Here is a 23,892-nt window from a genome sequence, read left to right on the forward strand (position 1 = left end):
TCGTACCTGGATCCCAAATCGGCCCATGGCTCCACCAGTGCGGTCCACGCTAGGACACCAGCTCACCTCGGCGCAGCAGCTACCACGAGTCGCCACACGCCGACCCAAAGTGACCCCGGGTGAGCAGGACGTGACGAGGCGCGTGATCTCCCCGACGAAGAGCCCGCCCGGTGCACCGGGCTGAAGGGGACGGCGACGGCGTATCTCCGAAGCCCCGATATTGTGGGGGGATGGGACGTCAGAGGGCCAACAAGCAACGTCGGGTGCGCCCGCAGCAGATGAATCCCGATCGCGCGACTGCGTACGAGGACCGCAATCGAAGGGCGCTGTGCCGGATCTGTGGCGATGACCTGACCCGCTTGAAGAACCTCCACCAGAGCGCTGCTACGGAGACGGTGATCAAGCACCGTCACGCCGACCGCGACGAGGACCATGCGCCCGATCTCGTGTGGGTGTGGGACGAGGTCCAGTGCGACTTCTGCGGCGGCCAGGGAGTCGTATGGTCCTATCAAGTGGCCCCGCTCGCAGCGGCACGCCCCGTCTTGGTCTCCCCAGACCGCAAGCACATGCTCGACACTGACGGCGCTATGAACGAAACGCCCTGGACCGCCTGTGGCGGATGCGCCGAACTCATCGAGGTCGAGAAGTGGGATGACCTGGTGCAGGCTTTCGTCACCCGGCACCACGAGGAGACCGGCGAGGCCATCGGTTCCGCCGGCGCGGCGTCGATCAGGGCCACACAGCAGCAGTTCGCGAAGATGCGTACCGGCGCTCGAATGCCGCACAATCCGCGCGCGTAAGGCGTGCGGAAGAGTCTTCGTACGGAACGCGCGTCAGTGATCGTCTGTCACCTCGGCAGACCCACCAGTTCTCTCTTCGGGTCCGTCACTTGAGGGCGTCCTCGAACACTTCGCGGTAGTCGGCAGTGTGCTCGTGCTCGCGCCGGGACCAGGCGATGCGATCCGAGATCTGCTGGTCAGTGGCCTCGACGGCCATGAAGCCGGCCTGCACCTCTGCCCAGAAACGGGCATTGCGGACCTGCCGTTCCAGCATCGCGTCGACGAGCACAGTCCGCTCGGGACCAGCCAGGCCATAAGCGTCGGCCAGCACACGCACCTGAGTGGCCTGAACGTGCACTGGCGGAGCCCCTGCCTTCGAGGACACACACCACAGCCAGGACATATAACCGACATCCTCCAGCGGACTCCCTGGCGCTGCCATGTCGAAGTCGATGAAGGCGACCGGCACCTCGTTCTGGAAGACGGCGTTGTTGGGCCCCAGATCGTGGTGGCACACGACCTGATGGCGACCTGCAAGATCGCTGCCCCGGGTGGCCTCGTGCATGGCGCGGGCGAGGGTGCCGGCCGCAGCAACCTGGGCGTCGGTCCACGGCCGGAACTTCGGCGGGACCCAGCCAGGCACGAAGCTGAAGGTGTCCCGGCCTGCCTGATCCCGGCCAAGGTATCGCGGGGCACCCGTGAATCCTCGGGTCTCCAAAAGATCAAGCACGGAGGCGACGAATGGCGAGGCAGCCGAGGTCGGCCTCCGGACCGTGTCACCAACGCGTACGACGTCCTCGGTGATACGGCCACTCCGCAGAGGGACCTCTTCGTCAGCAATCTCGGACATGCCACTGGTTCCTTTCTGCTGTCTCACGCGGCTGCAGAGACCTGATGTTGCTCGAAACCTCGCGAGCGCCCCTGCCTCCCAGGCCCAGCGGTTGACCCGTGATCGACACCATGTCTCATGAGACATGCGGAGCGCGAAGAACACGTCCACGCGGCGTACCCGAGGTCCTCCAAGGGCGAGCCGGGCGCCGCAGTGTCGAAGTCGATCCACGCGGTGGGCAGGCCGTCGACGAAGACGGCGTTGTTCGGGCCGACATCGTGGTGGCACACCACCGGTGAGCGGCCGGCCAGCTTGCTGCCTCGCGTCGCGTCGTGCATAGCCCGCAGCAGCGCGCCGGCAGCCGCCACCTGATCGTCCTCCCACACCTGGAAACGCGCCGGAACCTCACCCGGGAGAAAGCTGAGAATATCCATTCCAGCAGCCTGCCCGAGATATTTCGGGGCGCCATCGAATGCCTGCTGCTCGAAAGCCTTCAGCAGGGCAGCGACGAAACCAGAGGACTCTGTCACCGGCCTGAGCGCGGAATCAGCAACCCGGACGACGCCTTTGGTCATCCGCCCACCGGAAAGCATGATCACACCACTGGGTGCATCAGGCATGACAGCCACCCTCCCCCATAGACTTGGCTCACGGGGACGTGCCCACCGTAGGGGTAATAGCCGAAGTCCCGGTGAACTCCGTGGCCAGAGAGTCCATCACGATCTCGTCGCACACCTGGCCGAGCCAGTACCCGGCCTGCCGGATCGGTCCAACGTGTTGGAAGCCGGCCTTCTCGTACGCGCGGATCGCACCCGCGTTCGGCGCGAGGACCTTCAGCCAGACCATCCGCAGATTCGTGACGTGGAACGCATAGTCGAGCGTCAGCCGGGTCGCGGCGGCGCCCAAGCCCCGGCCGCGGACCTCCGGACCCAGCATGATCACGAACTCGGCCGTGCGGACGCTGTGATCGGGCAGCAGGGTCGCGACCCCGGCCGGGACGGGCTCGGCCCCGGAGAGGTCGTAGATGGTGAAGCGGATGTTCTCGCCGCGGAGCTGGTGGGCCATGCCCTCGGTGCGGGCCTCCAGGGACTCGGGGACCTGGCGCCCGTACCCAACCAGGAGCGCGGGGTCCTGCTCCCAGCGCCAGTACGTCTCGACGAGGTCGGCGCGGTAGGGCCCGAGCCCGCAGGTCTCGGTGCGCAGCCAGATGATCGGGTCAGCGGGGCTGGTGATGGCGGTCTCCGATGGTGAGCACGGGGGTGCAGGCGCGGGTCAAGGAGGCTCGGCAACGTCGCCGTCCATAGTCTGTATCTGTACCCAGGCGTGGAGCCGGATCGGGTCGGACGCATTTCGTGGCACCAACGAACATTGAGGTGCCGAGTACCCAGCAGCAGGACGGCGGCGGATTCCTCCAGGCACGCGGTGCGGCCGGGGGAGTACCAGCTGGCGCGCGGTACCGCGTAACACCGAGCGGGTAGCTTCCTGGGGGTCGCGGGCCGGACGGTCCGGGCGTGGGTGGGCGGGACTCCCGCCCACCTACTTCGCCTTCTCGTGTGTTTCCAGCACGACGTGGAGTGCCTCGGCCGTCGTCTCGCAATGAATGTCCGGGGGCTCATCACCGTACGGGCGTCTGCCGACGAGTGCGGTACGCGTTCCGGCCGCTCGGCCGGCGGCGATGTCGCAGGGCGAGTCGCCGACAGTCCACGATCGGGTGAGGTCGAGGTGGAGGTCGTGGTCGGCTTGGTAGAGCATGCCGGGCGCAGGCTTTCGGCAAGGGCAGGGGCTGCGGTAGCCGGGCACCGTGCCGTCTGGGTGGTGGGGGCAGTCGTAGATCCCGTCGAGGCGAACGCCATAGGGGTCGAGGAGCGCCCTGAGCCGTTCGTGCATGGCGTTCAGAGCGCTCGTGGTGAAGAAGCCGCGGGCTATCCCGCTCTGGTTGGTGACGACGACGAGGGCCCAGCCCGCGTGGTGGAGGGCGCGCAGCGGTGGACCGATGTCCGGTTGGAGAACCAGGTCGTCGGGGCGGGAAGGGTAGTGGCGGGGTTCGGTCAGGGTGCCGTCGCGGTCGAGGAACACGACCTTTCGGCGCCGACAGCGGCCCGCCTGGGACGTGGGAGGGCCCGCGGGATTATCGGGTCGCATGGTCGCGGAACGTCGCGAACAGCTCGGCGGCGCGCGCTTCGACGGAATCAGCCGACTCGGTCGGTCTGTGGGGCAGGGCCTTGTCGAGCGCGGTCATGTCCGGGCAGGTGAAGTACTGGTAGGCGCCGGGCTCGGGGTTCGGGACAAGTTCGACGCGCAGGGGCTGCCCGGTGGCCTCGCGGTGCAGCCGGGCGCACCACTGGGCGATGTCGGCGAAGGAGATGGCGCAGCCAGCGCCGAGGTTGTAGACCGCGGCAGGCACCGGGAGTCGAGTCGTTGCGAGACGGACGATGGTGGTGGTCACGGTCTCGACGCGGATGTAGTCGCGGGCGGCGGTGAGGGAGTCGTCGAAGACGCGGATGCGTCCTGTGCTGGCGGCCTGGTGCAGGAGCTGGGACAGGATCGAGGCCATGGGGCCCTTGTCGGACTCGTCGGGGCCGAAGACGTTGGTGTAGCGCAGCGCGATCCAGTCGAAGGCGTCGGAATGGCGGGCGCGCATCTGCTGGTCGAGCGAGAGCTTGGAGGCTGCGTAGGGGTTCAGGGGGCCGGAGCAGCGGGCGGGGTCGGTGTCGGCGTCCTCGGCGATGGGCGTTCGGAGGTGGAGGGTGCCGTAGACGGAGTGGGAGGAGGCGTAGATCAGGCGTGTCCTGCCGGTGCGGCAGGCGTCGGCCAGGCGGAGAGGCCCATGGGTGTTGGTCTCGTCCAGCTTGGGTCCGGCCGGGGCGCGGGTGGAGCTGTTGCCTGCCTGGTGGACAACCGTGGTGAAGCGGCCGGCCGCGATCTCGGCGAGGAGCTGCGCGTCGGCGAAGTCGCCGCGACGCCAGCGGGCCGCGTCAGCGAGGTGGGCGGGGGCGGGGCGCAGGTCGACGGCGGTGACGTGGTGGCCGGTCCGGTGGAAGGCGGTCACGGTGTGGCGGCCGATGAACCCGGCTGCTCCGGTGACCAGGACGTGGCTGTCGAAGGTCATCGGGTGGCTCCTGCCTGCTGGACGAACTGGCGGATCCGGGTGGTAGTGGAGTGGCCTTCCAGGAAGGGCACGGTGACGACTTCGCCGCCCCAGCTCTCGACGAGGTCGGCCTCTTCGATCCTCCGGCCCGCGTAGTCGCCGCCCTTGACCCAGATGTCGGGCCGCAGTTCGGCCAACACCTTCTGCGGGGTGTCCTCGGCGAAGATGATGACGCCGTCGACGCAGTCCAGCGCGGTGAGCAGCGCGGCGCGCTCGCGTTCGCCGACGACCGGCCGGTCCTCGCCCTTGAGGCGGCGTACGGAGGCGTCGGAGTTGATGCACACGATCAGGGCGTCGCCCAGGCGGCGGGCCTGGTTCAGCAGCGAGAGGTGTCCGGCGTGCAGGAGGTCGAAGCAGCCGCCGGCACCGACGACCTTTCCGCCGCGTGCCCGTACGCGGGCAGCCAGCTCCAGCGGGTCCGCGCCCTCGGGGTTTCTGCGGGCGGGTGGGGTGGCCAGGGAGGTGGGGCCGCCGGACGCGACGTAGCTGGTGGCGGCTTCGACGGCCGTGGCCATGGCGTGGGAGGGCAGGCGTCCGGCGGCGAGCGTCATGGCCGCGGTGACCGCCAGCTGGTCGCCGGCTCCGCAGGTGTCCCCGGCGGCAGACCGGGCCGGGACGGCCAGGGGGTGGCCGTCGGCGTTCGCGACCAGGACCGCGCCGTCGCGGCCCCGGGTGATGGCCACCTGCTTGACGGGCCACGCGGCCAGCAGCTGGACGGCGCGGGCGGTGTCGCCCGCGAGGTCGCGCGGCCCGGGGTGCCCGGAGAAGTGGTGTGCTTCGTCGGTGTTCGGGACGGCCAGGGCCGTGCCCGGGACCGGGGCGGTGCCCTTGGGGTGCGGGTCCCAGACCAGCGGGTGGTCGGCGGCCGCGGCTGTGAGGGCTTGGCGCAGGTCGTTGTGGGAGGTGATGCCGCGCCCGTAGTCGCAGACCAGGACGGCTGCGGCCTCGGCGAGTCGGGTGCGGACCGACTCGGGTAGCGGCCCGAGCGACAGCGGGTCGGTGTCCGTGTCGAAGCGGAGCAGGGTGCGGTCGGTTGCGCGGACGCGGGTCTTGACCGGGGTGGTGCCGCTGGTGGCCAGGTCGATGACCTCGATGTCGGCGTCCTCCAGGAAGGCGCGGAGGTGCGCCCCGGGCTGGTCCTGTCCGATGCCGCAGACGAGGGTGACGCTCCAGCCGGGGGTGCGGGCGGCGAGAAGGGCGGCGAGCCCGGCGCCGCCGGGCCGGTCAGTACTCCGGGCTCCGGTGAGGACGGGGACGGGTGCTTCCGGGGAGAGCCGGTCGGCGGTGCCGGCGATGTCGCGGTCCAGGAGGACGTCGCCGACCACCACGAGCCGCCGCGTGTCGGCCGGCTCGACGCCGGTCGCGGGGGCCGGTGCGGTGAGGTGGGTGTCGACGGCCGCGCACAGCAGGTGCACGGCGACCAGGTGGCATTCCTGGACGGTGGCGACCTGGGCCGCGTCCATGCACACCGCCTGGTCGCTCACGTCGGCGAGAGGGTTGGGGGCCGGGCCGGTCAGCGCCCAGACGGTGAGGCCGAGTTCCCGGCCGGCTTGCGCGGCGGTGAGCACGTTGGGGCTGGTGCCGGAAGTGGACAGCAGCAGGAGGACGTCGCCGGGGCGGCCGTGTGCGCGGACTTGCCGGGCGAAGACCTGTTCGGGTCCGTAGTCGTTGGTGATGGCGGTGAGGGAGGAGGTGTCGGCGTGTAGCGCGATCGCGGACAGCGGGGCCCGCTCTGTGCGGTAGCGGCCGACGAGCTCGGAGGTCAGGTGCTGCGCTTCGGCCGCCGAGCCGCCGTTGCCCGCGACCAGCAGCCGCCCGCCGGCGGGGAGTCGCTCGGCCAGCACGCGGCCCCAGGTCTTCAGGCGGGCGGTGTCGAGCAGGGGTAACGCGGCGGTGAGCGCCTGTATGTGCGCGCGGCCCGGCAGGGTCACTGGTCAGCTCCCTCGAAGATCACGAACGACGTGGGTGGGGCGGGGGGAGGGGCCGGGACGTCCGGCGGTGGCCGACCAGCGCCGGACGTCCCGGGGCTTTTCAGGCTCCGGCCGGCCGGTACGGCGCGAACATGGGCCCGTACGTGGTCAGCGCGGCGTCGCGCTCAAGGAGCGGGTAGTCCACGAGCTTCTCGGCGATGCGGTGCTCGGCAAGGAGCCGTTCGGTTTGTTGGAGCAGGACGGTGTCCCCGAGCTCGGTCAGGTGCACTCCGTCGCTCCACAGGGCCGCCAGGTCGCCCGACAGGTGCCGGGCGGCGGTGGTGAACGGGCCCCACACATCCAGGAACAGCGCGCCGTGCGCGGCGGCGGCCTGGGCTGCGGCCGCGTTGTAGCAGGCGAGCTCCGCGTTCATCGCGGTGACGGTGGCGGGGTCCTCGATCGGGCCGAACGGGGTCTCGGAGACGACGACGATCTGGCGGGCGTAGCCGGTGAGCTGGCCGATCATCCCGGTCAGGTGCCGGGTGTATTCCTCGAGGTCGACCGCCTCGGACATGCGGCCCTGGAAGCGCCTCCACACGTCGTTGATGCCGCAGCCGACGAACACCAGGTCGTAGTCGGTACCCGTGGTAGCCCGGTCGGCTTCGACGATTTTGGCGACGTCGCGGCTGGTGGCACCGCCCTCCCCGTGGTTACGGACGTCGAAGGCGACGTGCGGCCAGGCGACGCGCAGGGACAGGGCCAGGCGGTGAACCCAACCGCGCTGGGACCAGCCCTCGACGGTGACCTTGGAGCCGACCTCTGGCAGATCGGCCTGGGTGGTCATCTGCGCGTTGATGGCCTCCAGGTGCTCCATGATCGAGGTCCCGAAGAAGCCGACGGTCAGGGTGCGCGGGTCCTCGCGCGGCACCGGCACGCCGTCGAAGGTACGGCGGCCAGTGGCCGGGACGCCCGAGGCGATGGTGTCGGGGGCGATGCTGTGGGACACCACCGCGTTCGCGCCGACCAAGGCGTTCGCCCCGATCCGGACGCCTGCGGTGACGGTGACCTTGTTGGACACGATCGCACCGGCCTCGATGACGATCGGGGCGGCCTCGAACCCGGACGCCCAGGGCACCAACTGTCCGGTGGGCACGTATTCGGTGGTGCGGGCACGGTGGTTGTGGTCGTGCAGGTCGACCATGTTGGAGAGCGCCGCGCCGGCGCCGATACGGATACCGGTCATGGCGGAGATGAAGGTGTGCTCTCCGATGGCGACATCGTCGCCGATGGCGACGGTGGCGCCGCGGTGGACCTGGATGGTGGAGCCGCGGCGGATCGAGACCCGGTTACCCAGGGACAGGTGGGCGCCGGGGTCGATCTCGATCACGAGATCGTCGGGCAGGTCACAGTCGTCGCCGAGGGCGAGCGCCGGGCCGTGCTCGGTGCGCAGCCGCTCGGCGGCGGACTGACGGGGCGCAGGCGTACTGGTCATCGCGGGAATCGGTCCTTCGCTTGGCGGTAGAGGCCGGGGCCGGGCCGGGGCTCAACGTACCGGCTGTGAGCAGGCAGTGTCGGACAGTCAGTTACCGGCGCTCCTTGCGGACGAGGAACGGTCCGATCGCGAGGGCGTCGAGCGGGCCGGCGGCAAAGGTCGCGACGGCGTCGCGGGGGGTGCACACGATCGGCTCGGCCTCGTGGTTGAAGGAGGTGTTCAGCAGCGCGGGCGGCCGTCCGGTCTGCTCAGCGTACGAGGCGAGCAGCGCCGCGTAGGGGTCGGTGTCGTCGCGGGCGACGGTCTGCGGGCGCAGCGTTCCGTCGGTGTGCACGGCGGCCGGAATGGCCGTGCGGGCGGCATCGGTGGCCTGCCGGGCGACGATCATGAACGGGTGCGGGGTGCTCGTGCCGATCAGGTCGGGCGCCGCCTCGGCCAGGAGGACCGGGGCCAGGGGGCGCCACGGCTCCCGGTGCTTGACGTGGTCGTTGATGTGGTCGCGCGTATGGGGGTGGCGGGGGTCGGCGAGGATGCTGCGGCGACCGAGCGCGCGGGGCCCGGCTTCCATCCGGCCCTGGAACCAGCCGACGGTGCGGCCGAGCGCAATCTGTCCTGCGGCCACGGTCGGCAGGTCGGCGCCGTGGTCCAGGTAGGGCAGGCCGTAGTCGTCCAGGAGGGCGCGGATTGTGCCCGGGGCGAAGGCGGGGCCGAGGGCGGCACTGGTCATCGCCGGTCCCGGGAGGGTGAGGTCGCCGCGGCGCACCGCGACCTCGAGCGCCGCGCCGATGGCACATCCGGCATCACCGGCGGCTGGCTGGACGAACAGCTCCTGCACGCCGCGCAGCCCGGCGAGGCGGCCGTTGGCGGAGCAGTTCAGGCCGACGCCGCCCGCGATGCACAGCCGGGTGGCGCCGGTGGCGGCGAGGGCTTCGCGGCCCAGCTCGGTCAGGCACTGCTCCAGCAGGCGCTGTGCGGAGGCGGCGAGGTCGGCGTGCTCGGCCCGGTAGGCGGTGTCCGGGATGACCCGGCCGCCGGTGTAGGTGCGGGCGCGGCGGTGGGGCGGGATGCCGAGGTCGGTGTACGCGGTCGCGTACGCGGTCTTGAGACGGCGGTAGTAGCGCAGGTCGGTGTACTGGTCCTCGACGCTCTCGTCGGGGCGAATGCCGTAGCGGGACAGGTCCAGATGGTAGCCCCCGGAGCGCGGGGTGAGGAAGTCCAGCTGGTAGCGGTCGGGGTTGCCGTACCCGGCGAGGCCCATGAGCTTGCCGGAGCTCGTCCAGTCGCCGAGACCGAGGTGTTCGGCGACGGTCTCGTAGAACCAGCCCAGGCTCTGGCTGAACGGGAACTGGCGCAGAATCTTCAATCCGTCGGTGGTGCCGTGGGCGAGAGTGGCGGAGACGCCGTCGCCCGAGCCGTCGACCACCAGGACGGCGGCCTCGTCGAAGCCGGAGGGGTGGAAGGCGGAGGCGGCGTGCGCGAGGTGGTGCTCGACCACGGTGACCTGCTGGGGCCGGTGGTGACCGAACAGGGCGGGGTCGAGGAGTTCGGCGATCAGCTCGGCGTCCGTGCACGTATCGCTCGGGGTGGGCCAGGCCGGGTTGAAGGCGATCGCGATCTCGTCGACCTGGTCCAGGGTGATGCCGGCCTCGGACAGGCAGTAGGCCGCGGCCGCCGCGCAGGAGCGGGAGTCCTTGTGGTGCTTGTGGCGGGAGAACCGCTCCTCCTCGGCGAAGGAGACTACCTTCCCGTCGATGACCAGGCAGGCGGAGGCGTCGTGGTAGTACGGGCCGCCCAGCCCCAGCACGATGGCCAACAGGATCACGTCCTTCTCTTCGGGTTCGGGCCGCCGCCCCGGCTTCGGGGCGGCGGTGCGGGTGGTCAGGTCAGGTGGTCGAGGGTCGCCTTGAGGACGGCCGGCGGGTCGATGGTGTCCATGCAGCCGCCGACTCCGCCGCAGGCGACCTGGTGGGCGCACGGTGCGCACGGCAGCGTCGAGCGCAGCGCGGTGACGTTGGTGGCGTGCTTGGGGATGACCTCGGCGCCGTTGGACGGGCCGAGCAGCAGCACGGTGGGCCGGTTGTGGGCGAGCGCGAGGTGGAAGCCGAAGGAGTCGCCGCTGACGACGGCGTCGACGAGGCCCGGCAGGGCGGACGCTTCTTCCAGGGTGAGCGGCGCGTACGCGACCCGGGTCTCGTCGGCGCCGCACATCCGCAGGTGCCGCACCAGCGTCTCGCAGGCCGCCTGGTCGGTCGGCCCGCCCAGGAGTGCCAGCTGCGCCCCGTGGTCCAGGAGCGCGTCGGCGAGGTCGGCCCAGTGCCGCTCGGGCCACAGCTTCGTGGACAGCGACCCGCCCAAGTTCAGGCACACCCGCGGTCCGGTGCGCTGCCCGAGCAGCCCGGCCGCCCGCCGCCGCGCCTCCTCCGGCACCTTCAGGACGTACGGCTCGCCCGCGTATTCGTATCCGGCGACGGCGAAGTACAGCTCCGTCCACGTCTGCGTGTTGGTGAGGGTGCGGTAGTCGTTCCAGGTGTTCTGCCGGAAGAACTGCTGCGCGGCCTCACCCATTGGGTACAGGCTGTGGTGGGGTCCGCCGAAGGCGAGCCCGGCCTTGTGCCCGGCCTGGATCCGGTCGACCAGGGCTGCGGCCGACGGGGTCCGCTCGAAGGAGTACACGGCGTCGAAGCGGCGCGAGGGCAGCTGGGCGGCGGCCTCCCAGTCGTGGATGAGGACCTCGTCGACGTACGGGTTCATCCGCAGGATCGGCGAGTTCGCCTCGTCGACGAGCCAGGTGACGTGCGCGTGCGGGTGCTCGTCGCGGATCCGCTGGGGCAGCGGGGAGGCGATGAGCATGTCGCCCAGCAGTCCGAGCATCACGATCAGCACCCGGTGATCGACCGGGTCGTGGTGCGGGCAGCCGTGGCACGGCCGCCAGAACCGGCAGGGCCTCCCGCCGGCGAAGTGCCGGCAGTCCGGCCGGATCTCGAACGTCCCGGTGGTGTGGATCGGGCCGAGGAAGGCGCCCTTGTCGGGGATCTGCTCGGGGATCACGCGGCACCGCCGATCCCGGCCGCGGCGAGCGCCACGCGCAGTACCTGCGCGTCCCCGCCGGCGTCCGGCTCCAGCGATTCGGCCAGGGCCCGGGTGCGGGGCGCGAGGGAGGCCGGGTCCTGGCCGTCGCGCAGCACGGCGGTGAACACCTCGGCCAGCTCGTCGATGCCGTCCTCGCGCACCCCGGCCCAGGTGAGCTCCTGTACGCCCAGGCGCAGCCCGGCCGGTGCGGTGATGTGCGGCAGCGGGATCGCGTTGACGACGATCCCGGCCTCGAACAGGCGGCGGGACGCCTCCTCGGCGTCCATCAGCGGGGCGATGTCGATCCACAGCTGGTGGCAGTCGGTGAACCCGGCCTTCTCCCCGCACACCGTGAGCCCGCGCCCGGCTAGCGCCGCGCCCAGTCGGCGGGCGTTCGCGACGGTGGCGTGCGCGTACTGCTGGCCGTGGGTGTCCATCTCGGCGGCGGCCACGGCCAGGGCGACGACGTCGGCCGGGTGGTGGTGGGAGACGAAGTGCGAGGCGTGCTCGTCCAGAAGGCCTGCGAGCCCGGCGTCGTTGGTGGCCAGCAGGCCCTTGTGCGGGCCGGGGTAAGTCTTGTGGGTGGAGCCGCCCATGGTGTCGGCGCCCTCGGCGAGCGGGTTCTGCCAGGCACCGCCGGCGATCAGGCCCAGGGTGTGGGAGGCGTCGTAGTGGATCACCGTCTCCGGTCCGACGACCTCCCGCAGGCCCGGCAGGTCCACGGGGAACAGGCACATGAACGCGTCCAGGTACACCAGCGCCGGGCGCGGCCCGGTGCTCAGGCGGCGGGCGAGTGCGTCGAGGTCGAGGGTGCAGGTGGCCGGGTCGACGGGGAGGTCCTTCATCTGCAGGCCCAGGCGGTTGCCGATGAAACGGGTCGAGCCGTGTCCGCCGTCGCGCTCCGCCAGGTTGTAGGCGACCGCCCATGGCTTCGCGAGCGCTGAGAGCGCCGCGGTCAGTGCGGACACCCCGGAGACCGGCTTGAGGTTCACGAACTCGGCGCCCAGCTGTGCGCCGAGCCGGACGGCCGCAGTCTGTTCGACGTCGACGAGGTCTTGGCGGCCCGGCCACGCCCAGTTCTCGCTTCCGTTGTTGGGTCCGGGGAAGGCGTAGCGGACGGCGGCGTCCATCAGGTGTGGGAGGCGGGCGGCCAGCGACAGCCGGTTCTCGCTGGGCACCAGGTGCAGCCGGTTCCGGCCGGCCGTGTGGTGGGCGGCGGCCTGCTGGAGGGCGGCCAGTGCGTCGGGGGGAGTGCGGGTCATGAAGCGGGCTCCTGGTCCAGGGCGAACGGCAGCGGGTCGAGGGGGGCCTTGGCGGGGCGGAAGGTGATCCGGGTCGGCGGTCCGGCGGGCAGGCGCGGGAGCCCTTGCTGAAGGGCACAGGCCATGACGGTGAGGGCCATCAGCTCGGCGAGCGGACGGCCCAGGCATGCGTGCGCGCCCCCGCCGAACGCCCACAGCCGCGAGCGGCTTGCCTGCCCGGCCAGGAACCGGCCGGGCAGGAATGCCCGGGGGCGCGGGAAGGTCTCGGGATCGAAGTGTCCGGCCGATGGGGAGTACGCCACCCGTGTGCCCGCCTCGATCCGGTGGCCGCCCAGCGTCACGGGGCAGACCGCTTCCCGCATCGACAGCAGGTTCGGTGAGTGCAGGCGCAAGCTCTCGGCGAGCACCGACCGGAGCACCGGCAGTCCGTCGCGCGCCACCAGCCGGTCCCGATCGGCCGACACGGCGCGGGCCTCGGCCGCCGCGAGCTCGGCGTGCTCGCGGTTGCCGGCCAGCTCCACCAGGCACCAGGTGAGCAGACTCGCCGTCGTTTCCCGCGCGGCGATCAGCAGCGCCAGCAGATGGTCCGCCAGCGGCCCCACCCCGGCAGGGGCGTCCGCGAACGCCGCCACCAGGCCAGCAAGCGCCGACCCGCCGGGTCCGGCCCGGTTCACGTCTGCGGCCTGGGTGGCCCGCCGGGCGAACAGGGCGTGCAGCTCCCGGCGCGCCGATCGGCCGGCCCAGTACCGGCGGTCCGTGTACCGGGCCGGTCCCGGCGGCGCGCCGGTCGCCGCCACGAACTCCTCGAAGGCGGCGGCGAACGTGGCCGCGTCCGCATCCCCTGGGGTGATGCCGAGCAGGACGCGGGAGCTCATCGCCCCGGTGAGCTCCCGCACCTGCCCGTGCAGATCCTCGGTGCCGTGCAGTGCCCACCGGCCGGTGGTCGGGCCGATGACCTCCAGCAGGGACGGCACGTAGCCGGGCAGCGCCCGCCCGGACAGGACGGGGCGCAGTCTGCGGCGGGCCTCGCCGTGGTGGTCCGCGGTGAGGTTGAACAGGGCGCGACCGAACAGGTCGTGAACCAGTGGGGTGTTAAGCACGTCCAGGCGGCCGCGTTCAGCCGCGAACAGCTCGCCCAGCCCCGCCCAGGTGCCGACCAGCACGGTCTCCACGCCGTCGACGGCCATGCGGAAGACCGGGCCGTGCCGGCGATGCCCCTCTTCCAGCACTCGGAGTGGATCGTCGGCGAAGCCGTCTGCCGGATGCCGCGGAAGTGTGGCTGCGGGAGGCGGCGCGGCGTGCTGGTCAGACACCGGCGCGGTCCAGGACGTTGAGCTGCTGCGCCGCGCGGGCTGTGATGGCGGCGTGGTCGAGGGCGGTCACCTTCAGCGGCGGCCGGCAGGAGCAGTCCGCGGGCAGATCGCTGGCGTCGCCGCTCTCCCCGAACTGCATCAGCGCGTCGACCACCTTGTCGGCGCAGTCCGGGCAGGCGTCGGGGAAGACCGATTCGAAGTCGGTGCCGCGCAGGTTCACGCACGCCACCCGCACCGCGAGCCTCTCGTGGACGCGGCGCACGGACTCCACCACCGTCCACAGGTTCGGCGGCGTGTACTGGCCGGCCAGCCACAGCTCCCAGGCCACCGTGTGGCGCGAGACCCTGGTCGGGCACAGCGTCATCCCGCGCACGCCGAGCCCGGTCAGGTAGTCCACCGACTTCACGACGTCGGTCACCGCCTCGCCCTCGCTCAGGAACGGCGGCTTGATCAGCAGGTAGATCTTCGGATCGACCCCGTGGCCGGCCATCACCGACAGGGCCCGCTCGAAGGACTTCTGGGAGATGCGGGTGTTCACCAGCGTCTCGCGCACCAGCTCGTCGGCGGACTGCAGGCCGATCCCGATCTCCAGCCGCACCCCGGCCAGTGCCTTCACGAACGGAGCCAGCACCGGCTCGGTGACGAACTGCGGTAATGACTCGACCACCAGGTGCTTGACCCCGGCCGCCGCGACCAGCCGGGCGATCTCCACCTGGACATCCCGGGGGATCTCCCTCGGCGCGAAGAAGCTCCCGTCGTTGTAGAGGGAGAGCACCTCGTACGCGGGCTCGCCCTCCGTACGCGTCAGGGTGCGCCGCACCTGGTCCAGCAGGCTCTCCCGCGAGGATCCGCCGTCGAGTCCGTAGTTGTTGAAGTTGGTGAAGGGGCACATCGTGCACGTCGGCACACTGCAGCCGCCCGACATGACGATGACCTTCTTGCGGCCCGCCAGCTCCCCACCGGGAAGCCTGATCTTGTCGTAGTCGGTGAACCGCGGCTCGGCCGGTTTGATCTGGGTGCCGGCGGTACGCAGCCGCAGGGACAGGTCACCGATCCGCCGACGCAGATCGCGCACCTGTACCGCCGCATCAGACGCGTGCTCGGGCATGAGAGGTCCCCTCGCTCCCCGGTCGGCCAGCCAGGCATGCGCGCGGACCGGAGGCGCGGCGCAGCCGTCACGAACCCGTCAAGGAGACCGGGAGATGCCGGGCAGCGGAAGACCGCCTCGCGTCTGTCCGGCCCCGTCAGGGCGGACACCGAAAGTAGCCGGGCGTTCACCCGCAGGGTTCACCGTGGTGAACCCTCGCTCCTCCGCTCCTCGTCGGGGCGGCGCGGTTCACGACAGGACGCCGACCCGGTGGGCCAGGCCCCGCAGGTCGCGACGGGTGTGTGGGGGCGTCGGCCGACCGAGGAGGTAGATGACGCAGTCCCGCACGTACGGGTCCACCCGCAGCCGCTGCGGCGCGATGGTCTCGGCCAGTAGCAGTTCGCGGGTGGCGTCGCCTGCCCGGCCGCGCAGATGGGCCAGGGATCTGCCGAGGTCGGCGTGGTAGGCCATGCGGCGGCCCGGGGCGGTGATCGACTCAGGGTCCAGCGCGCCGCCCGCGTCCACGGCGGCGCCGTGCCGGCCCAGGGTGGCGTTGAGGCTCACGTGGTGGATGCCGACGTTGGTGAGACCGAAGTTGAGGTGCCAGTCGCGGGTCTCGCCGGTGTACTGGGCCAGGCGCCGGGCCTCGGCGAGGTGGGTCTCGGCTCCGAGGCGGCGCGCCTCGCCAGCGCGGGTCTTGTCCCGGGTGGCGGCCGTGGCCGCGATCAGGTGCAGTTCGCCCAGCAGCGCCTGGGGGGCACGGCCGCCTCCCCGCTGCCGCTCCAGCGCGGAGATCGCGGTCCCGGCGTGCGCGAGGGCCTGGCCGGGGCTGCCGACAGCCAGCAGCACGTGCGCGGTGAAGAAGTCCGACAGGGCCGTGTACTGCGGGTCCTCGAGTTCGGCGATCACCTCGGCAGCGCGAGTGACCGCGACGTAGGCCAGGTCGGGGTAGCCGAGGTACTTCAGCAGCATCACGCACGCGGGGTGGTAGGCGCCGGCCAGCAGTTGCAGCAGTCGACGGCGCACGTAGCCGTGCCGGGCGTCGGCCGCCTCCCGCAAGTCCGAGAGGAGTCCGGGGAGTTCGGCGGCGAGCGTGTCGTACTGGCTCGCGTGGTAGAGGGCGTTGGCCCGTGTGACCCGAGCCGTCAGGAGCTGGAGAGGATCCTCCGGGAGGCGCCCGCCGGGAACTGACGCGGGGACGGACAGGCCCATGAGGGAGAGGCGGAGAGCGGGAATCATGGCGTGTGCCCCGCCGGTACTCGGGTCCGTCGGTGCGACCGGCTGTCCGGTCAGCTCGGCGGGAGAGATCCGTAAGGCCTCGGCGATGGAGTCGAGGAACACCGTGCTCGTCAGCAGCCGCTTGCCGTTCTCGACCATGCTTAGGTAGCTCTTCGAGATCCCGGTCTGTTCCGCCAAGTTCGCCAGGCTCACCCCGCGTTGGCGCCGCAAGGCGCGCAGGCCGGCTCCGATCGTCTCGGCCCGGTACGACTGCTGCTCGTCCATCAACGCCCGCCCCACATACAGAAGATCCACAGGCTAGACCGGGGCGGCCCGGCCCAGACGGGCATTCCCCCAATGCGCCCGGTTCACTTCATCCCAAATCTGCCCGCCATCCGAGCAAGTACCCGAGCATCGGCTGCGTCCCGGTCTCGGGCCCGCAGAGCACGGAGGAGCTCACGGGCCAGCGGATCCAGCCTGATGTAGAGCGCGGCCGCCTCCTCGGCCGCCGCCAGACGCTCCACGGCCCGGCCGATCTCCCCAAGCCTGGCCCAAGACCCCGCGGCGAGCAGCAGCATGTCGGCCCGGCGGCCCGGCGGCATGGAGGCAACCGCCCCCTGCGTTTCCAGGACCTGCTCCCAGGCCCCGAACTGCATCGCGCTGCCCGCCCTGGCCGCCGCCACCTCCGCCGTATCCGCCTCACCCGCGATACGACCGTCCGCCTCGTCCAGCCGTTGTTCCGCGTACAGACGCTGACCGGCGGTCGCGTGGGCGAACGCGGCCGCGCACAGCAGACCGACCGACCGCTCCGCCGCGAGATGCCGCTCGGCGCGGTCGGCAGCCTCACCGGGCATGCCCATGCTCGTCAGCAGCCGTACCTCCTCGGTCTCGACAACCTGACCATCGGCGGCGGCCGGACGGGCTCGATGAAGCAGGCTCCAGGCCAGATCCCGGTAGCCCAGGCGGCGCAGCAGACCGGCCCCGCTGGCGTAGGCGAGATTCCGCGCCGACACGATCTCCCGATGGTCCCCGCCGCTGGAGCTGACCGCGTGGTCGGCAACCTCAAGCAATTCAGGCAGCACCAGCGCGAGGGCGTATTCGTCTCCGGCAGCCTGAGCGTCCCGGACTTCCTCGCCCGCAGACCGCAGACGGGTTGGCTCCCACTTCCGGTCGGCCGAGGTGTGGGGGCCGGAACGGAGCGCGTGGCGACGCAGATGCCAGGCGGCGGCCCGGACGGTCGCGTGGTGCTCGCCGTGCGGCGCGTACGGTTGGCCGGTCAGGTCGAGAGGGTCGAGATGCAGGCCGTCGGCCAGGGAGCACAGGACGCGATGGTGGTCGACCCAGTCGCGTCCGGCCTCGACGCCGACGATCAGGTGCTCGGTGAGCCCAGAGTGCCGCGCGAGGTCGGTCACCTCGATCCCGCGGCGTTCTCGCCACTGGGCAAGTCGGTGCCCTATCGGGACGTCACCCTCACGGTCGGTCTCCAGCGTCACCGGGGTGCTCGCATGGCCATCGGGCTCCGTGCTCATCCGTGGGCGGCAATATGCGCCGGTCGCGGTCTGGCCCCTGGCAGGGCCACAAGGGCTTCGCGGAATACCGTATCCACAAGGATTGAGCCGAAGCGAATATGCCAGGTCGACGCAGTGCGCCGATCTCTCATGCGGCGAGTGCCCGTACCGCCTGCCCCGGCGGGATCAGCACTTCTCCTTGGGCTTCCGCTGGGGCCGAACCCTCTTACCCTCGGGGCGCACCAAGGGTTTCGCCATCCTGGTCTACGCGGCCGCCGAGGCTTGGAGGATGGTGGTGAGCTTGGCCTTCAGCGCTCGGGCTCTCAGGGGCAATCGCGTCGGCCGACACGTACTGAGTGACGCCGCGCTTCGCGGACATTGTGCTGTGGCCCCCAGGACGACGTCGGCGAGGTCGCGGGGTTCAGGACGTTCTCATCCGGCAGGCCGAGCATGATGGAGACCTCCAGCGCGGACACCCATACGCGTCGAACCGGCCTCGAAAGGGGCCTTCGCGGCCATGGCGTTGGCGGCGCTGACCGCACGGACGGGTCTGCCGGTCACCTGGGCGCGGACAGGGAGCGGGGTATCTGAGCGGGTGCGGTACTCACGAGATCTCCGTCAGGGGAAGGGCGGGCAGGAGCCGGTGTTCGCGCAGGGCGGCCCAGGCTGCCGACAGGACGGTGGGGCGGTCACCGGAGGCGTCGATCTGCACGATCGGCCCGAGGAGGCCGAAGTCCAGCGGGCGGGCGGTGATCTCCTGGTGCACGGTACGGACGCGTTCCTGGACCGGCACCACGTCCCAGTCGGTCCGGGCGGAGTCGTCGGCGCGCGATGCCACCCGGGCGACCGCGTCCGTGGCGCTGACCTCGAGCAGCAGAGTGATGTCCGCCCGTACGCCGATCGCGTCCTTCAGGGCGGCGTAGGTGGTCTCCGAAGGAAGAGCGTGCTTGACCGCGCAGAACGCCAGCTCGGAGATGACCCACCGGTCCGCGATCACCGGCCGGAACGGCAGAGCGGGACGGATCAGCCGGCTCACCGTGGCCCGCTTGTCGGCGCACAGCGCCTTCAGGTAGGCGTCGCGGTTGGCGGCGCTGGGCCGGTACTTGCCCTCTTCGAGGTCGGCGGCCACGGTCTCGTCGAGCCAGTTCGTGGTCAGCACCGAGAGTGGGGTGACGCCGTACAGGCCCTGGATGAGCCGGAACAGGCCCTTGCGCAGTGTGGTCTTGCCGGTGCCGTCCAGGCCCTCGATGACGATCAGCGGGAAGTTGGTGTCCATCGGCTACTCCACCTGTCCGGAGCCCAGGCCGCTGCGGTAGGCGGTGTGGCGGCCGCGCCACGGCAGGGCGTTGACGAGGAGGTCGGCCAGGCGCAGTTCGCCCAGCTCTTCGACGAGGCCGGGGATGTCCGGCTCGGCGACGATGACCTCGGTGACCGCCCGGCAGAACGCGGTGCGGGCCTCTTCGTCGGCGTCGCCCGTCTGCTGCAGGTGGCGGCGCAGGACGCGGGTGGCCGATCCCAGGGCAACGAGCCGGGTGGTCTCGGTCAGCGCATCGAGCGACAGCGGCGCGGTGACGTCCTCAAGGCTGCGATGGTGTCCGCCGGTGTAGCGGATGGAGGCGAACGCGCCGGTCCACCAGGCCGCGGCCGCGCAGACCGCCCTCACCGCCTGCGCCAGCACGTCATCGCTTCGGCTTCCTGTCGTGATGGCTACGGTGTCCGCAGTCACCTGTGCGAGGGGGCTCGCTGGCGCCGTGTCGGCGTGGCCCAGGTGCTGTGGGAGCGTCACCCAGGCGCGCAGGCCGATCGCTTGGACGAGCGGCAGCGTTGCCTCGGGAGCCGGAAGGGGGCGGGCCAGGAGGGCCGCGGGCGAGGCTCCCTCGGGGAGTAGGCATTCTCCGGGCGAAAGGACGGAGGCTGTCCGGATGTCCTGCTGGTGCAGATAGATCCGCTGGATGAGCAGACCGTCGTTCAGCATCTCCCAGGCATCACCGACCGGGGGCGGGAAGGCAACCGGATGATCGAGGGGCATGGGGGTCCTCTCGTAGCGAGTTCGAGGAGGATCTCTGCACATCGAACCCATAAGACTTCGATACGGAACGATGCGCTCCCCTCGGCGGCCGGATCGCCTGGGGCTTCCGACCAGTGGACGGGCGGTCAGCCGACCGTGTTGTGCTCGGTCTCCGGTACCGGGGGCAGCCAGTGCACGGCGTTGTCGCGGAAGGATGCCTGGATGGGGACGAGGTCCGGGCTGCTGGTGTCGTCGAGGGCGGTGACGTTGATGCCGATCTCTGGGATGTCGCTGTCGATCGCCGCGAGGCGGCTGCCGCAGGTCGGGCAGAAGCCGCGCTTCGCCTCGCCTTCAAAGGTCTCGTACCAGGTCGGCTCGCTCTCGCCGGTCCAGGTGACCGTCTCGAATCCCACCCACCACATCACTGGCGTGCCGCCGAGCTTCTGGCAATGCCCACAGGCGCAGGTGTGGGCAAAAACTGCCGGGCCGCGGGTGGCGAAGCGGATGCGCCCACACAGGCAGCCGCCCGTACGTTCCCCCGCTGTTTCGGCTCCCTGGGCGGCGCCGGTGGGGGTGGGGGTGGCGTTCATAACTTGATCTCCCGGGCTCAATGGGCAAGTTGAGCCCATCAGTGTGCCATCGCTTCCATGATCGTCAGGACGCTGTTGGCGGCTCTGACGTGGCCCCGGCCGCGCGCCGATAACGGAGGCGTCACGGGCGCCGGGCGACGAACCCGCGACTCAGGGGCGTCCGAGGGCGCGGACGGTCCATCCGGCGTCACGCCAGGTGGCGCGGCCGTGGATGGCGCGCGGGCTGGCGGCGCCGGGCGGCGAGGCGGCGGGGACGGAGGTGCCGATGCACACGTCTTTCCTCGGCAATGGCGTGCACTGGATACCCCCGGTACCGGAGACGGAGCACAGCACAGCCGGTTGACTGGTCATCCACTGGTCGGCAATGTCGCCTGCTCCCTCGATAGCCCCAGCCAGCGTGGTGAAGAGAGCAGTTTTCGCCCTGACCCGCAGAGCCTGGGCGGAACAAGCCGCATCGGCTGGTGGCCGCCGATAGACTCACAGTGACCTTTGCCGCCTGTCTGTGGCGGCGGCCAGCTACTTCAACCGGGGCGCCTTCGGCGGCCCTTAGATTGAGGCGTTCATGCAGGACGACCGACCCGTGGTCGGCGTGATCGACTACCGCACCGGAAACAGCCAGAGCGTGGTTCACGCGCTGAACTTCCTTGGTGTGCCGAACCGTCTGCTCACCTCGCCCACGGAATTGGATGGCATCGACCGGATCATCCTTCCGGGTGTCGGATCAGCCGGGACCACGATGACCTACCTGTCCGAAGCCGGATGGCCCCAGGCGCTGCACGCCCGGGTCATCGAAGGCCGCACCCCGTTCCTGGGCATCTGTGTGGGACTCCAGGTCCTCTTCGAGACCAGCGAGGAGCAGGGTGCGACGTGCCTGGGCTGGCTGCCCGGGACCGTGCGGGCCTTCAGCGGCGCTGACGTGCGGGTGCCACAGATGGGGTGGAACCAGGTGCACCGCACCTCGACCCATCCCTTCCTGGCCGGCCTGCCGGAAGCGGGCCACTTCTACTTCGTGAACAGCTACTACGCCGACCCCGCAGACGCCGGGGACATCGCGGCGACCACGGAGTACGGCCTGCCGTTCACCTCTGCCGTCGCGCGCGGCAACATCATGGCCACGCAGTTCCACACCGAGAAGTCTGGCCCGCTGGGGCTGGATCTCCTCGAGCGGTTCGCCAAGACCCCACAGGAGGAGCTGTGCCCGGCCTGAGTACGACGACAGGGCTGACCACCCGCCTGATCGCCTGCTTCGACATCATCGACGGCAGGGTCACCAAGGCCCGCCGCTTCGAGGACAACATCGACGTCGGTGACGCCGCAGAGGTCGCCGCGTCGGTGTACGCGGACGGCATTGACGAGATCATCTTCTACGACATCCTCGCCAGCGCGCAGCGCCGCCAGGCTGACCTGGCCACGATCCGCAAGGTCGCCGAGACGGTGTTCGTGCCGCTGACGGTGGGCGGCGGGATCCGGTCGCTGGAGGACATGCACGCGGTGCTGGCCGCCGGCGCGGAGAAGATCAGTCTGGACTCGATGGCGGTGCGCAATCCCTCGATCATCACCGAGGGGTCGGCCGAGTTCGGCCGCCAGTGCATCGTGCAGTCCATGCAGGTCAAGCGCGTCCCAGTCACGGCCGAGATTCCCAGCGGGTACGAGGTGTTCATCGACGGGGCCCGGCAAGCCACCGGCATGGACGCCATAGTGTGGGCGCGCCGGGGCGAGGAGTTGGGGGCGGGGGAGATCTGCGTCAATTCCATCGACCAGGACGGCACGCACGAGGGCTACGACCTGGAGATCACCCGCCGGATCGCCGAGGCGGTCAATTTGCCGGTGATCGCCTCAGGCGGCGCCGGTTCAGCCGAGCACGCGGCGGCGGCGTTCACCGAAGCGGGCGCGTCAGCGGCGATCGTCAGTTCGCTGCTGTACTCGCCGCGTATGGAGCGCACTGTCCCGGTCGGGGAGATCAAGGCCGAGCTCGCCAAGCGGTACGGGCTCCCGGTCCGCCTCGTCTGAGCACGCTTCCTCCGGAAACGAAGCCGGGCCCGGCCGCTGAACGCGGTCGGGCCCGGCCTTGATTTCCGGGGTCGCACGGCCGTCCCGGGCGTACGGCGGGTCAGGGGCGGTGCGCGGTGACCAGGTGGCGGCTGCTGTCGGCGGTGAGGGGGCGGGCGTCGTAGCCGCCGAACTGCTCGTCGACGACGAAGCCGGCGGCGTGCAGCAGTTCGGACAGTTCGGCGGGGGTGTAGAGGCGGACCGAGCTGTGGCTGGTGTCGGTGGTGCCGTCGTCGTAGGCGGTGGTGGTGTGCCGTTTGAGTCTGCGCGTGGCGGGGTTCCAGGTGACCTGCTGGGCGGTTTCGGCGTGGTCGCCGCGGACGGTGCGGGTGCCTATGCCGATGGTGTCGGGGTGCGGGGTGAAGTGGTCCATGGCCATGCGGCCGCCGGGGCGCAGGACGCGGAAGGCTTCGCGGAGGACGCCGAGGTCCTCGTCGGTGGTGTCGAGGAAGCCGAAGGAGTTGAACAGGAGCAGGACGGCGTCGGCGCAGCCGTCGTCCAGGGGAAGGTCGCGGACGTCGGCGTGCAGCAGGTTGAGCCGCTCGCCGTCCGCTGCGGCGGTGGCGGCGGCGTGGTCGAGGAGGTCCTGGGACAGGTCGACGCCGGTGGTGTGGGTGTAGCCGCGGCGGGTCAGCTCGGCCGTGTGCCGGGCGAAGGCGCAGCACAGGTCGAGGATCACGTGGTCGGTCTGCAGGGCGAGGCGGGCGGTGAGGAAGGCGATGTCGCGTCGGGTGGTGGCGCCGTCGTGGCTGCCGTAGCGCTCCAGGTAGCCGGTGCCGCGGTAGTTGCTGATCCACCACGGCTCACGGTCGGGCGCGGGGGTGGGCTGGGTCATGTCGGGTTCTCCGTGGGCGGGGTGCGGTGGAGGCGGCCGTCGGCGTCGGGCAGGCCACGGGGGGCGGTGAGGTAGGCGCGGCCGACGACGGCGCCCCAGCCGGCGTGCCACAGGCGCGTCAGGTCGGCCCACCCGGACAGGCCGCCGGCGTACCACAGGTGGGCGCGCGGATGGCGGCCCGCGATGCGGTCGAGGATGTGCCAGGGGGGCGGGGTGCGGTGGGTGGCCGCGCGGGCGTCGGTGATGAGGACGGGCTGGGTGTTGACGGTGGCGTCGAGGAGGGCGTCCAGGGCGTCGGTGAGCGCCACGCTGGTGGTGCGGGTGAAGCCGTCGGTGACGATCCGTCCGTCCACGGCGTCGAGGGACAGCATCAGTTGTCCGGCGTCGGCGAGGGTGGTGAAGTCCGGCCAGGTGTGCGGGTCGAGGCGCCCTTCGGGGAGAAGGCCGGTGGAGCCGAGCAGGACACCGGCGGCGCCGGCGTCCAGGAGGCGGCGGACGGCCGGGTCGCCCGGGGCCAGGCGACCGCCGGCCCACAGCCTGCCGGGGTGATGGCGCACGGCCGTCTCCAGCAGCGCGGTGCTGGAGCTGGTGCCGGTGGAGCGGTCGAGGTCGATGACGGCGGTGGGCACGTCGTCATCGAGGAGGTCGGCGAGCAGCCGTCCCGGCGGCAGGCCGGGGAGGGAGGTGACCGTGCCATGGCGGACGTCGACGTTCACCCGCCACGGGCCGCTCGGCCCGGCGGGGGCGGGGGCGGCCGTGGTGGTCGCTGGGGTGGAGGTGGTGGGCATGTGGGCG

The 23,892-nt window shown here is 71.2% G+C and carries 23 protein-coding genes; 3 read left to right on the top strand and 20 right to left on the bottom strand.

Features of this window, described 5'->3' with window-relative positions; genetic code table 11:
- Positions 1-230: 230 nt before the first annotated feature.
- The gene (locus tag ACZ4VK_RS26670; protein ID WP_468356927.1) at positions 231-800 is read left to right on the top strand and encodes a hypothetical protein; all 570 of its coding nucleotides are present in this window, start codon (positions 231-233) and stop codon (positions 798-800) included.
- A gap of 85 nt (positions 801-885) precedes the next feature.
- On the opposite strand, the gene ACZ4VK_RS26675 is transcribed toward ACZ4VK_RS26670, so the two are convergent.
- The 18 genes from ACZ4VK_RS26675 to ACZ4VK_RS26760 form a co-directional block, all read right to left on the bottom strand.
- A complete protein-coding gene (locus ACZ4VK_RS26675; protein WP_468356930.1) occupies positions 886-1,629 on the bottom strand; it encodes a phosphotransferase family protein in 744 nt (247 codons plus the stop codon).
- A gap of 23 nt (positions 1,630-1,652) precedes the next feature.
- Positions 1,653-2,228, bottom strand: a complete 576-nt coding sequence (locus ACZ4VK_RS26680) for a phosphotransferase family protein (protein WP_468356933.1) — start codon at positions 2,226-2,228, stop codon at positions 1,653-1,655.
- A gap of 28 nt (positions 2,229-2,256) precedes the next feature.
- Positions 2,257-2,841 (bottom strand): GNAT family N-acetyltransferase, encoded by a 585-nt coding sequence (locus ACZ4VK_RS26685; RefSeq protein WP_468357272.1) that lies wholly within the window; start codon positions 2,839-2,841, stop codon positions 2,257-2,259.
- 303 nt (positions 2,842-3,144) lie between these two features.
- Positions 3,145-3,684, bottom strand: coding sequence for a D-glycero-alpha-D-manno-heptose-1,7-bisphosphate 7-phosphatase (locus ACZ4VK_RS26690; protein ID WP_468356936.1), 540 nt, complete (start codon positions 3,682-3,684; stop codon positions 3,145-3,147).
- A gap of 52 nt (positions 3,685-3,736) precedes the next feature.
- Positions 3,737-4,717, bottom strand: coding sequence for an NAD-dependent epimerase/dehydratase family protein (locus ACZ4VK_RS26695; protein WP_468356938.1), 981 nt, complete (start codon positions 4,715-4,717; stop codon positions 3,737-3,739).
- Positions 4,714-6,687: a D-glycero-beta-D-manno-heptose 1-phosphate adenylyltransferase gene (gene rfaE2, locus ACZ4VK_RS26700; RefSeq protein ID WP_468356941.1), complete on the bottom strand. Its 1,974-nt coding sequence runs from the start codon at positions 6,685-6,687 to the stop codon at positions 4,714-4,716. Before rfaE2 ends, ACZ4VK_RS26695 begins: the two co-directional genes overlap by 4 nt.
- Before the next feature lie 100 nt (positions 6,688-6,787).
- Positions 6,788-8,158, bottom strand: coding sequence for a GDSL-type esterase/lipase family protein (locus tag ACZ4VK_RS26705; protein ID WP_468356944.1), 1,371 nt, complete (start codon positions 8,156-8,158; stop codon positions 6,788-6,790).
- Positions 8,159-8,249: 91 nt separating this feature from the next.
- Positions 8,250-9,980, bottom strand: a complete 1,731-nt coding sequence (locus ACZ4VK_RS26710; protein ID WP_468356947.1) for a carbamoyltransferase family protein — start codon at positions 9,978-9,980, stop codon at positions 8,250-8,252.
- Between the two features lie 56 nt (positions 9,981-10,036).
- Complete coding sequence (locus ACZ4VK_RS26715; protein WP_468356950.1) at positions 10,037-11,206, bottom strand: glycosyltransferase family 9 protein; 1,170 nt, start codon at positions 11,204-11,206, stop codon at positions 10,037-10,039.
- A complete protein-coding gene (locus ACZ4VK_RS26720) occupies positions 11,203-12,489 on the bottom strand; it encodes a PLP-dependent aminotransferase family protein (protein WP_468356954.1) in 1,287 nt (428 codons plus the stop codon). The genes ACZ4VK_RS26715 and ACZ4VK_RS26720 overlap by 4 nt, the downstream gene beginning before the upstream one ends.
- On the bottom strand, positions 12,486-13,676 hold the full coding sequence (locus tag ACZ4VK_RS26725) for a cytochrome P450 (protein WP_468356957.1): 1,191 nt from the start codon (positions 13,674-13,676) through the stop codon (positions 12,486-12,488). The genes ACZ4VK_RS26720 and ACZ4VK_RS26725 overlap by 4 nt, the downstream gene beginning before the upstream one ends.
- Positions 13,677-13,794: 118 nt before the next feature.
- Positions 13,795-14,910 (bottom strand): archaeosine biosynthesis radical SAM protein RaSEA, encoded by a 1,116-nt coding sequence (locus ACZ4VK_RS26730; protein ID WP_468356960.1) that lies wholly within the window; start codon positions 14,908-14,910, stop codon positions 13,795-13,797.
- Between the two features lie 228 nt (positions 14,911-15,138).
- Positions 15,139-16,392: a helix-turn-helix domain-containing protein gene (locus ACZ4VK_RS26735; RefSeq protein ID WP_468356963.1), complete on the bottom strand. Its 1,254-nt coding sequence runs from the start codon at positions 16,390-16,392 to the stop codon at positions 15,139-15,141.
- Between the two features lie 83 nt (positions 16,393-16,475).
- Positions 16,476-17,636, bottom strand: a complete 1,161-nt coding sequence (locus ACZ4VK_RS26740) for a helix-turn-helix domain-containing protein (protein WP_468356966.1) — start codon at positions 17,634-17,636, stop codon at positions 16,476-16,478.
- Between the two features lie 583 nt (positions 17,637-18,219).
- Complete coding sequence (locus ACZ4VK_RS26745) at positions 18,220-18,891, bottom strand: dTMP kinase (protein WP_468356969.1); 672 nt, start codon at positions 18,889-18,891, stop codon at positions 18,220-18,222.
- A 3-nt stretch (positions 18,892-18,894) separates the two neighbouring features.
- Positions 18,895-19,644 carry a hypothetical protein gene (locus tag ACZ4VK_RS26750; protein ID WP_468356972.1) on the bottom strand — a complete coding sequence of 250 codons (750 nt, stop codon included), beginning with the start codon at positions 19,642-19,644 and terminating at the stop codon, positions 18,895-18,897.
- 125 nt (positions 19,645-19,769) lie between these two features.
- Positions 19,770-20,213 carry a GFA family protein gene (locus ACZ4VK_RS26755; protein WP_468356975.1) on the bottom strand — a complete coding sequence of 148 codons (444 nt, stop codon included), beginning with the start codon at positions 20,211-20,213 and terminating at the stop codon, positions 19,770-19,772.
- 150 nt (positions 20,214-20,363) lie between these two features.
- Complete coding sequence (locus ACZ4VK_RS26760) at positions 20,364-20,486, bottom strand: hypothetical protein (protein ID WP_468356978.1); 123 nt, start codon at positions 20,484-20,486, stop codon at positions 20,364-20,366.
- 289 nt (positions 20,487-20,775) lie between these two features.
- On the opposite strand from ACZ4VK_RS26760, the gene hisH reads away from it, so the two are divergent.
- Together hisH and hisF are read left to right on the top strand one after the other, a co-directional pair.
- Positions 20,776-21,420, top strand: coding sequence for an imidazole glycerol phosphate synthase subunit HisH (gene hisH / locus ACZ4VK_RS26765; RefSeq protein ID WP_468356981.1), 645 nt, complete (start codon positions 20,776-20,778; stop codon positions 21,418-21,420).
- Positions 21,408-22,223, top strand: a complete 816-nt coding sequence (gene hisF / locus ACZ4VK_RS26770; protein WP_468356984.1) for an imidazole glycerol phosphate synthase subunit HisF — start codon at positions 21,408-21,410, stop codon at positions 22,221-22,223. The genes hisH and hisF overlap by 13 nt, the downstream gene beginning before the upstream one ends.
- 100 nt (positions 22,224-22,323) lie before the next feature.
- Here hisF and ACZ4VK_RS26775 read toward each other — a convergent pair whose 3' ends face one another.
- Positions 22,324-23,097, bottom strand: coding sequence for a class I SAM-dependent methyltransferase (locus ACZ4VK_RS26775; RefSeq protein ID WP_468356987.1), 774 nt, complete (start codon positions 23,095-23,097; stop codon positions 22,324-22,326).
- Positions 23,094-23,885 carry a HisA/HisF-related TIM barrel protein gene (locus ACZ4VK_RS26780; RefSeq protein ID WP_468356990.1) on the bottom strand — a complete coding sequence of 264 codons (792 nt, stop codon included), beginning with the start codon at positions 23,883-23,885 and terminating at the stop codon, positions 23,094-23,096. The genes ACZ4VK_RS26775 and ACZ4VK_RS26780 overlap by 4 nt, the downstream gene beginning before the upstream one ends.
- Positions 23,886-23,892 lie beyond the last annotated feature (7 nt).

The organism is Streptomyces sp. NPDC028711, from assembly GCF_055565415.1.

What these genes read in the sequence shown, in the direction of transcription:
- ACZ4VK_RS26670 (WP_468356927.1), top strand. Translation starts at nt 231, where the DNA reads ATGGGACGTCAGAGGGCCAACAAGCAACGTCGGGTGCGCCCGCAGCAG.
- ACZ4VK_RS26675 (WP_468356930.1), bottom strand. Translation starts at nt 1,629, where the DNA reads ATGTCCGAGATTGCTGACGAAGAGGTCCCTCTGCGGAGTGGCCGTATC.
- ACZ4VK_RS26680 (WP_468356933.1), bottom strand. Translation starts at nt 2,228, where the DNA reads ATGCCTGATGCACCCAGTGGTGTGATCATGCTTTCCGGTGGGCGGATG.
- ACZ4VK_RS26695 (WP_468356938.1), bottom strand. Translation starts at nt 4,717, where the DNA reads ATGACCTTCGACAGCCACGTCCTGGTCACCGGAGCAGCCGGGTTCATC.
- ACZ4VK_RS26705 (WP_468356944.1), bottom strand. Translation starts at nt 8,158, where the DNA reads ATGACCAGTACGCCTGCGCCCCGTCAGTCCGCCGCCGAGCGGCTGCGC.
- ACZ4VK_RS26720 (WP_468356954.1), bottom strand. Translation starts at nt 12,489, where the DNA reads ATGACCCGCACTCCCCCCGACGCACTGGCCGCCCTCCAGCAGGCCGCC.
- ACZ4VK_RS26725 (WP_468356957.1), bottom strand. Translation starts at nt 13,676, where the DNA reads ATGGCCGTCGACGGCGTGGAGACCGTGCTGGTCGGCACCTGGGCGGGG.
- ACZ4VK_RS26730 (WP_468356960.1), bottom strand. Translation starts at nt 14,910, where the DNA reads ATGCCCGAGCACGCGTCTGATGCGGCGGTACAGGTGCGCGATCTGCGT.
- ACZ4VK_RS26735 (WP_468356963.1), bottom strand. Translation starts at nt 16,392, where the DNA reads ATGGACGAGCAGCAGTCGTACCGGGCCGAGACGATCGGAGCCGGCCTG.
- ACZ4VK_RS26740 (WP_468356966.1), bottom strand. Translation starts at nt 17,636, where the DNA reads ATGAGCACGGAGCCCGATGGCCATGCGAGCACCCCGGTGACGCTGGAG.
- ACZ4VK_RS26745 (WP_468356969.1), bottom strand. Translation starts at nt 18,891, where the DNA reads ATGGACACCAACTTCCCGCTGATCGTCATCGAGGGCCTGGACGGCACC.
- ACZ4VK_RS26750 (WP_468356972.1), bottom strand. Translation starts at nt 19,644, where the DNA reads ATGCCCCTCGATCATCCGGTTGCCTTCCCGCCCCCGGTCGGTGATGCC.
- ACZ4VK_RS26755 (WP_468356975.1), bottom strand. Translation starts at nt 20,213, where the DNA reads ATGAACGCCACCCCCACCCCCACCGGCGCCGCCCAGGGAGCCGAAACA.
- hisH (WP_468356981.1), top strand. Translation starts at nt 20,776, where the DNA reads ATGCAGGACGACCGACCCGTGGTCGGCGTGATCGACTACCGCACCGGA.
- ACZ4VK_RS26775 (WP_468356987.1), bottom strand. Translation starts at nt 23,097, where the DNA reads ATGACCCAGCCCACCCCCGCGCCCGACCGTGAGCCGTGGTGGATCAGC.
- ACZ4VK_RS26780 (WP_468356990.1), bottom strand. Translation starts at nt 23,885, where the DNA reads ATGCCCACCACCTCCACCCCAGCGACCACCACGGCCGCCCCCGCCCCC.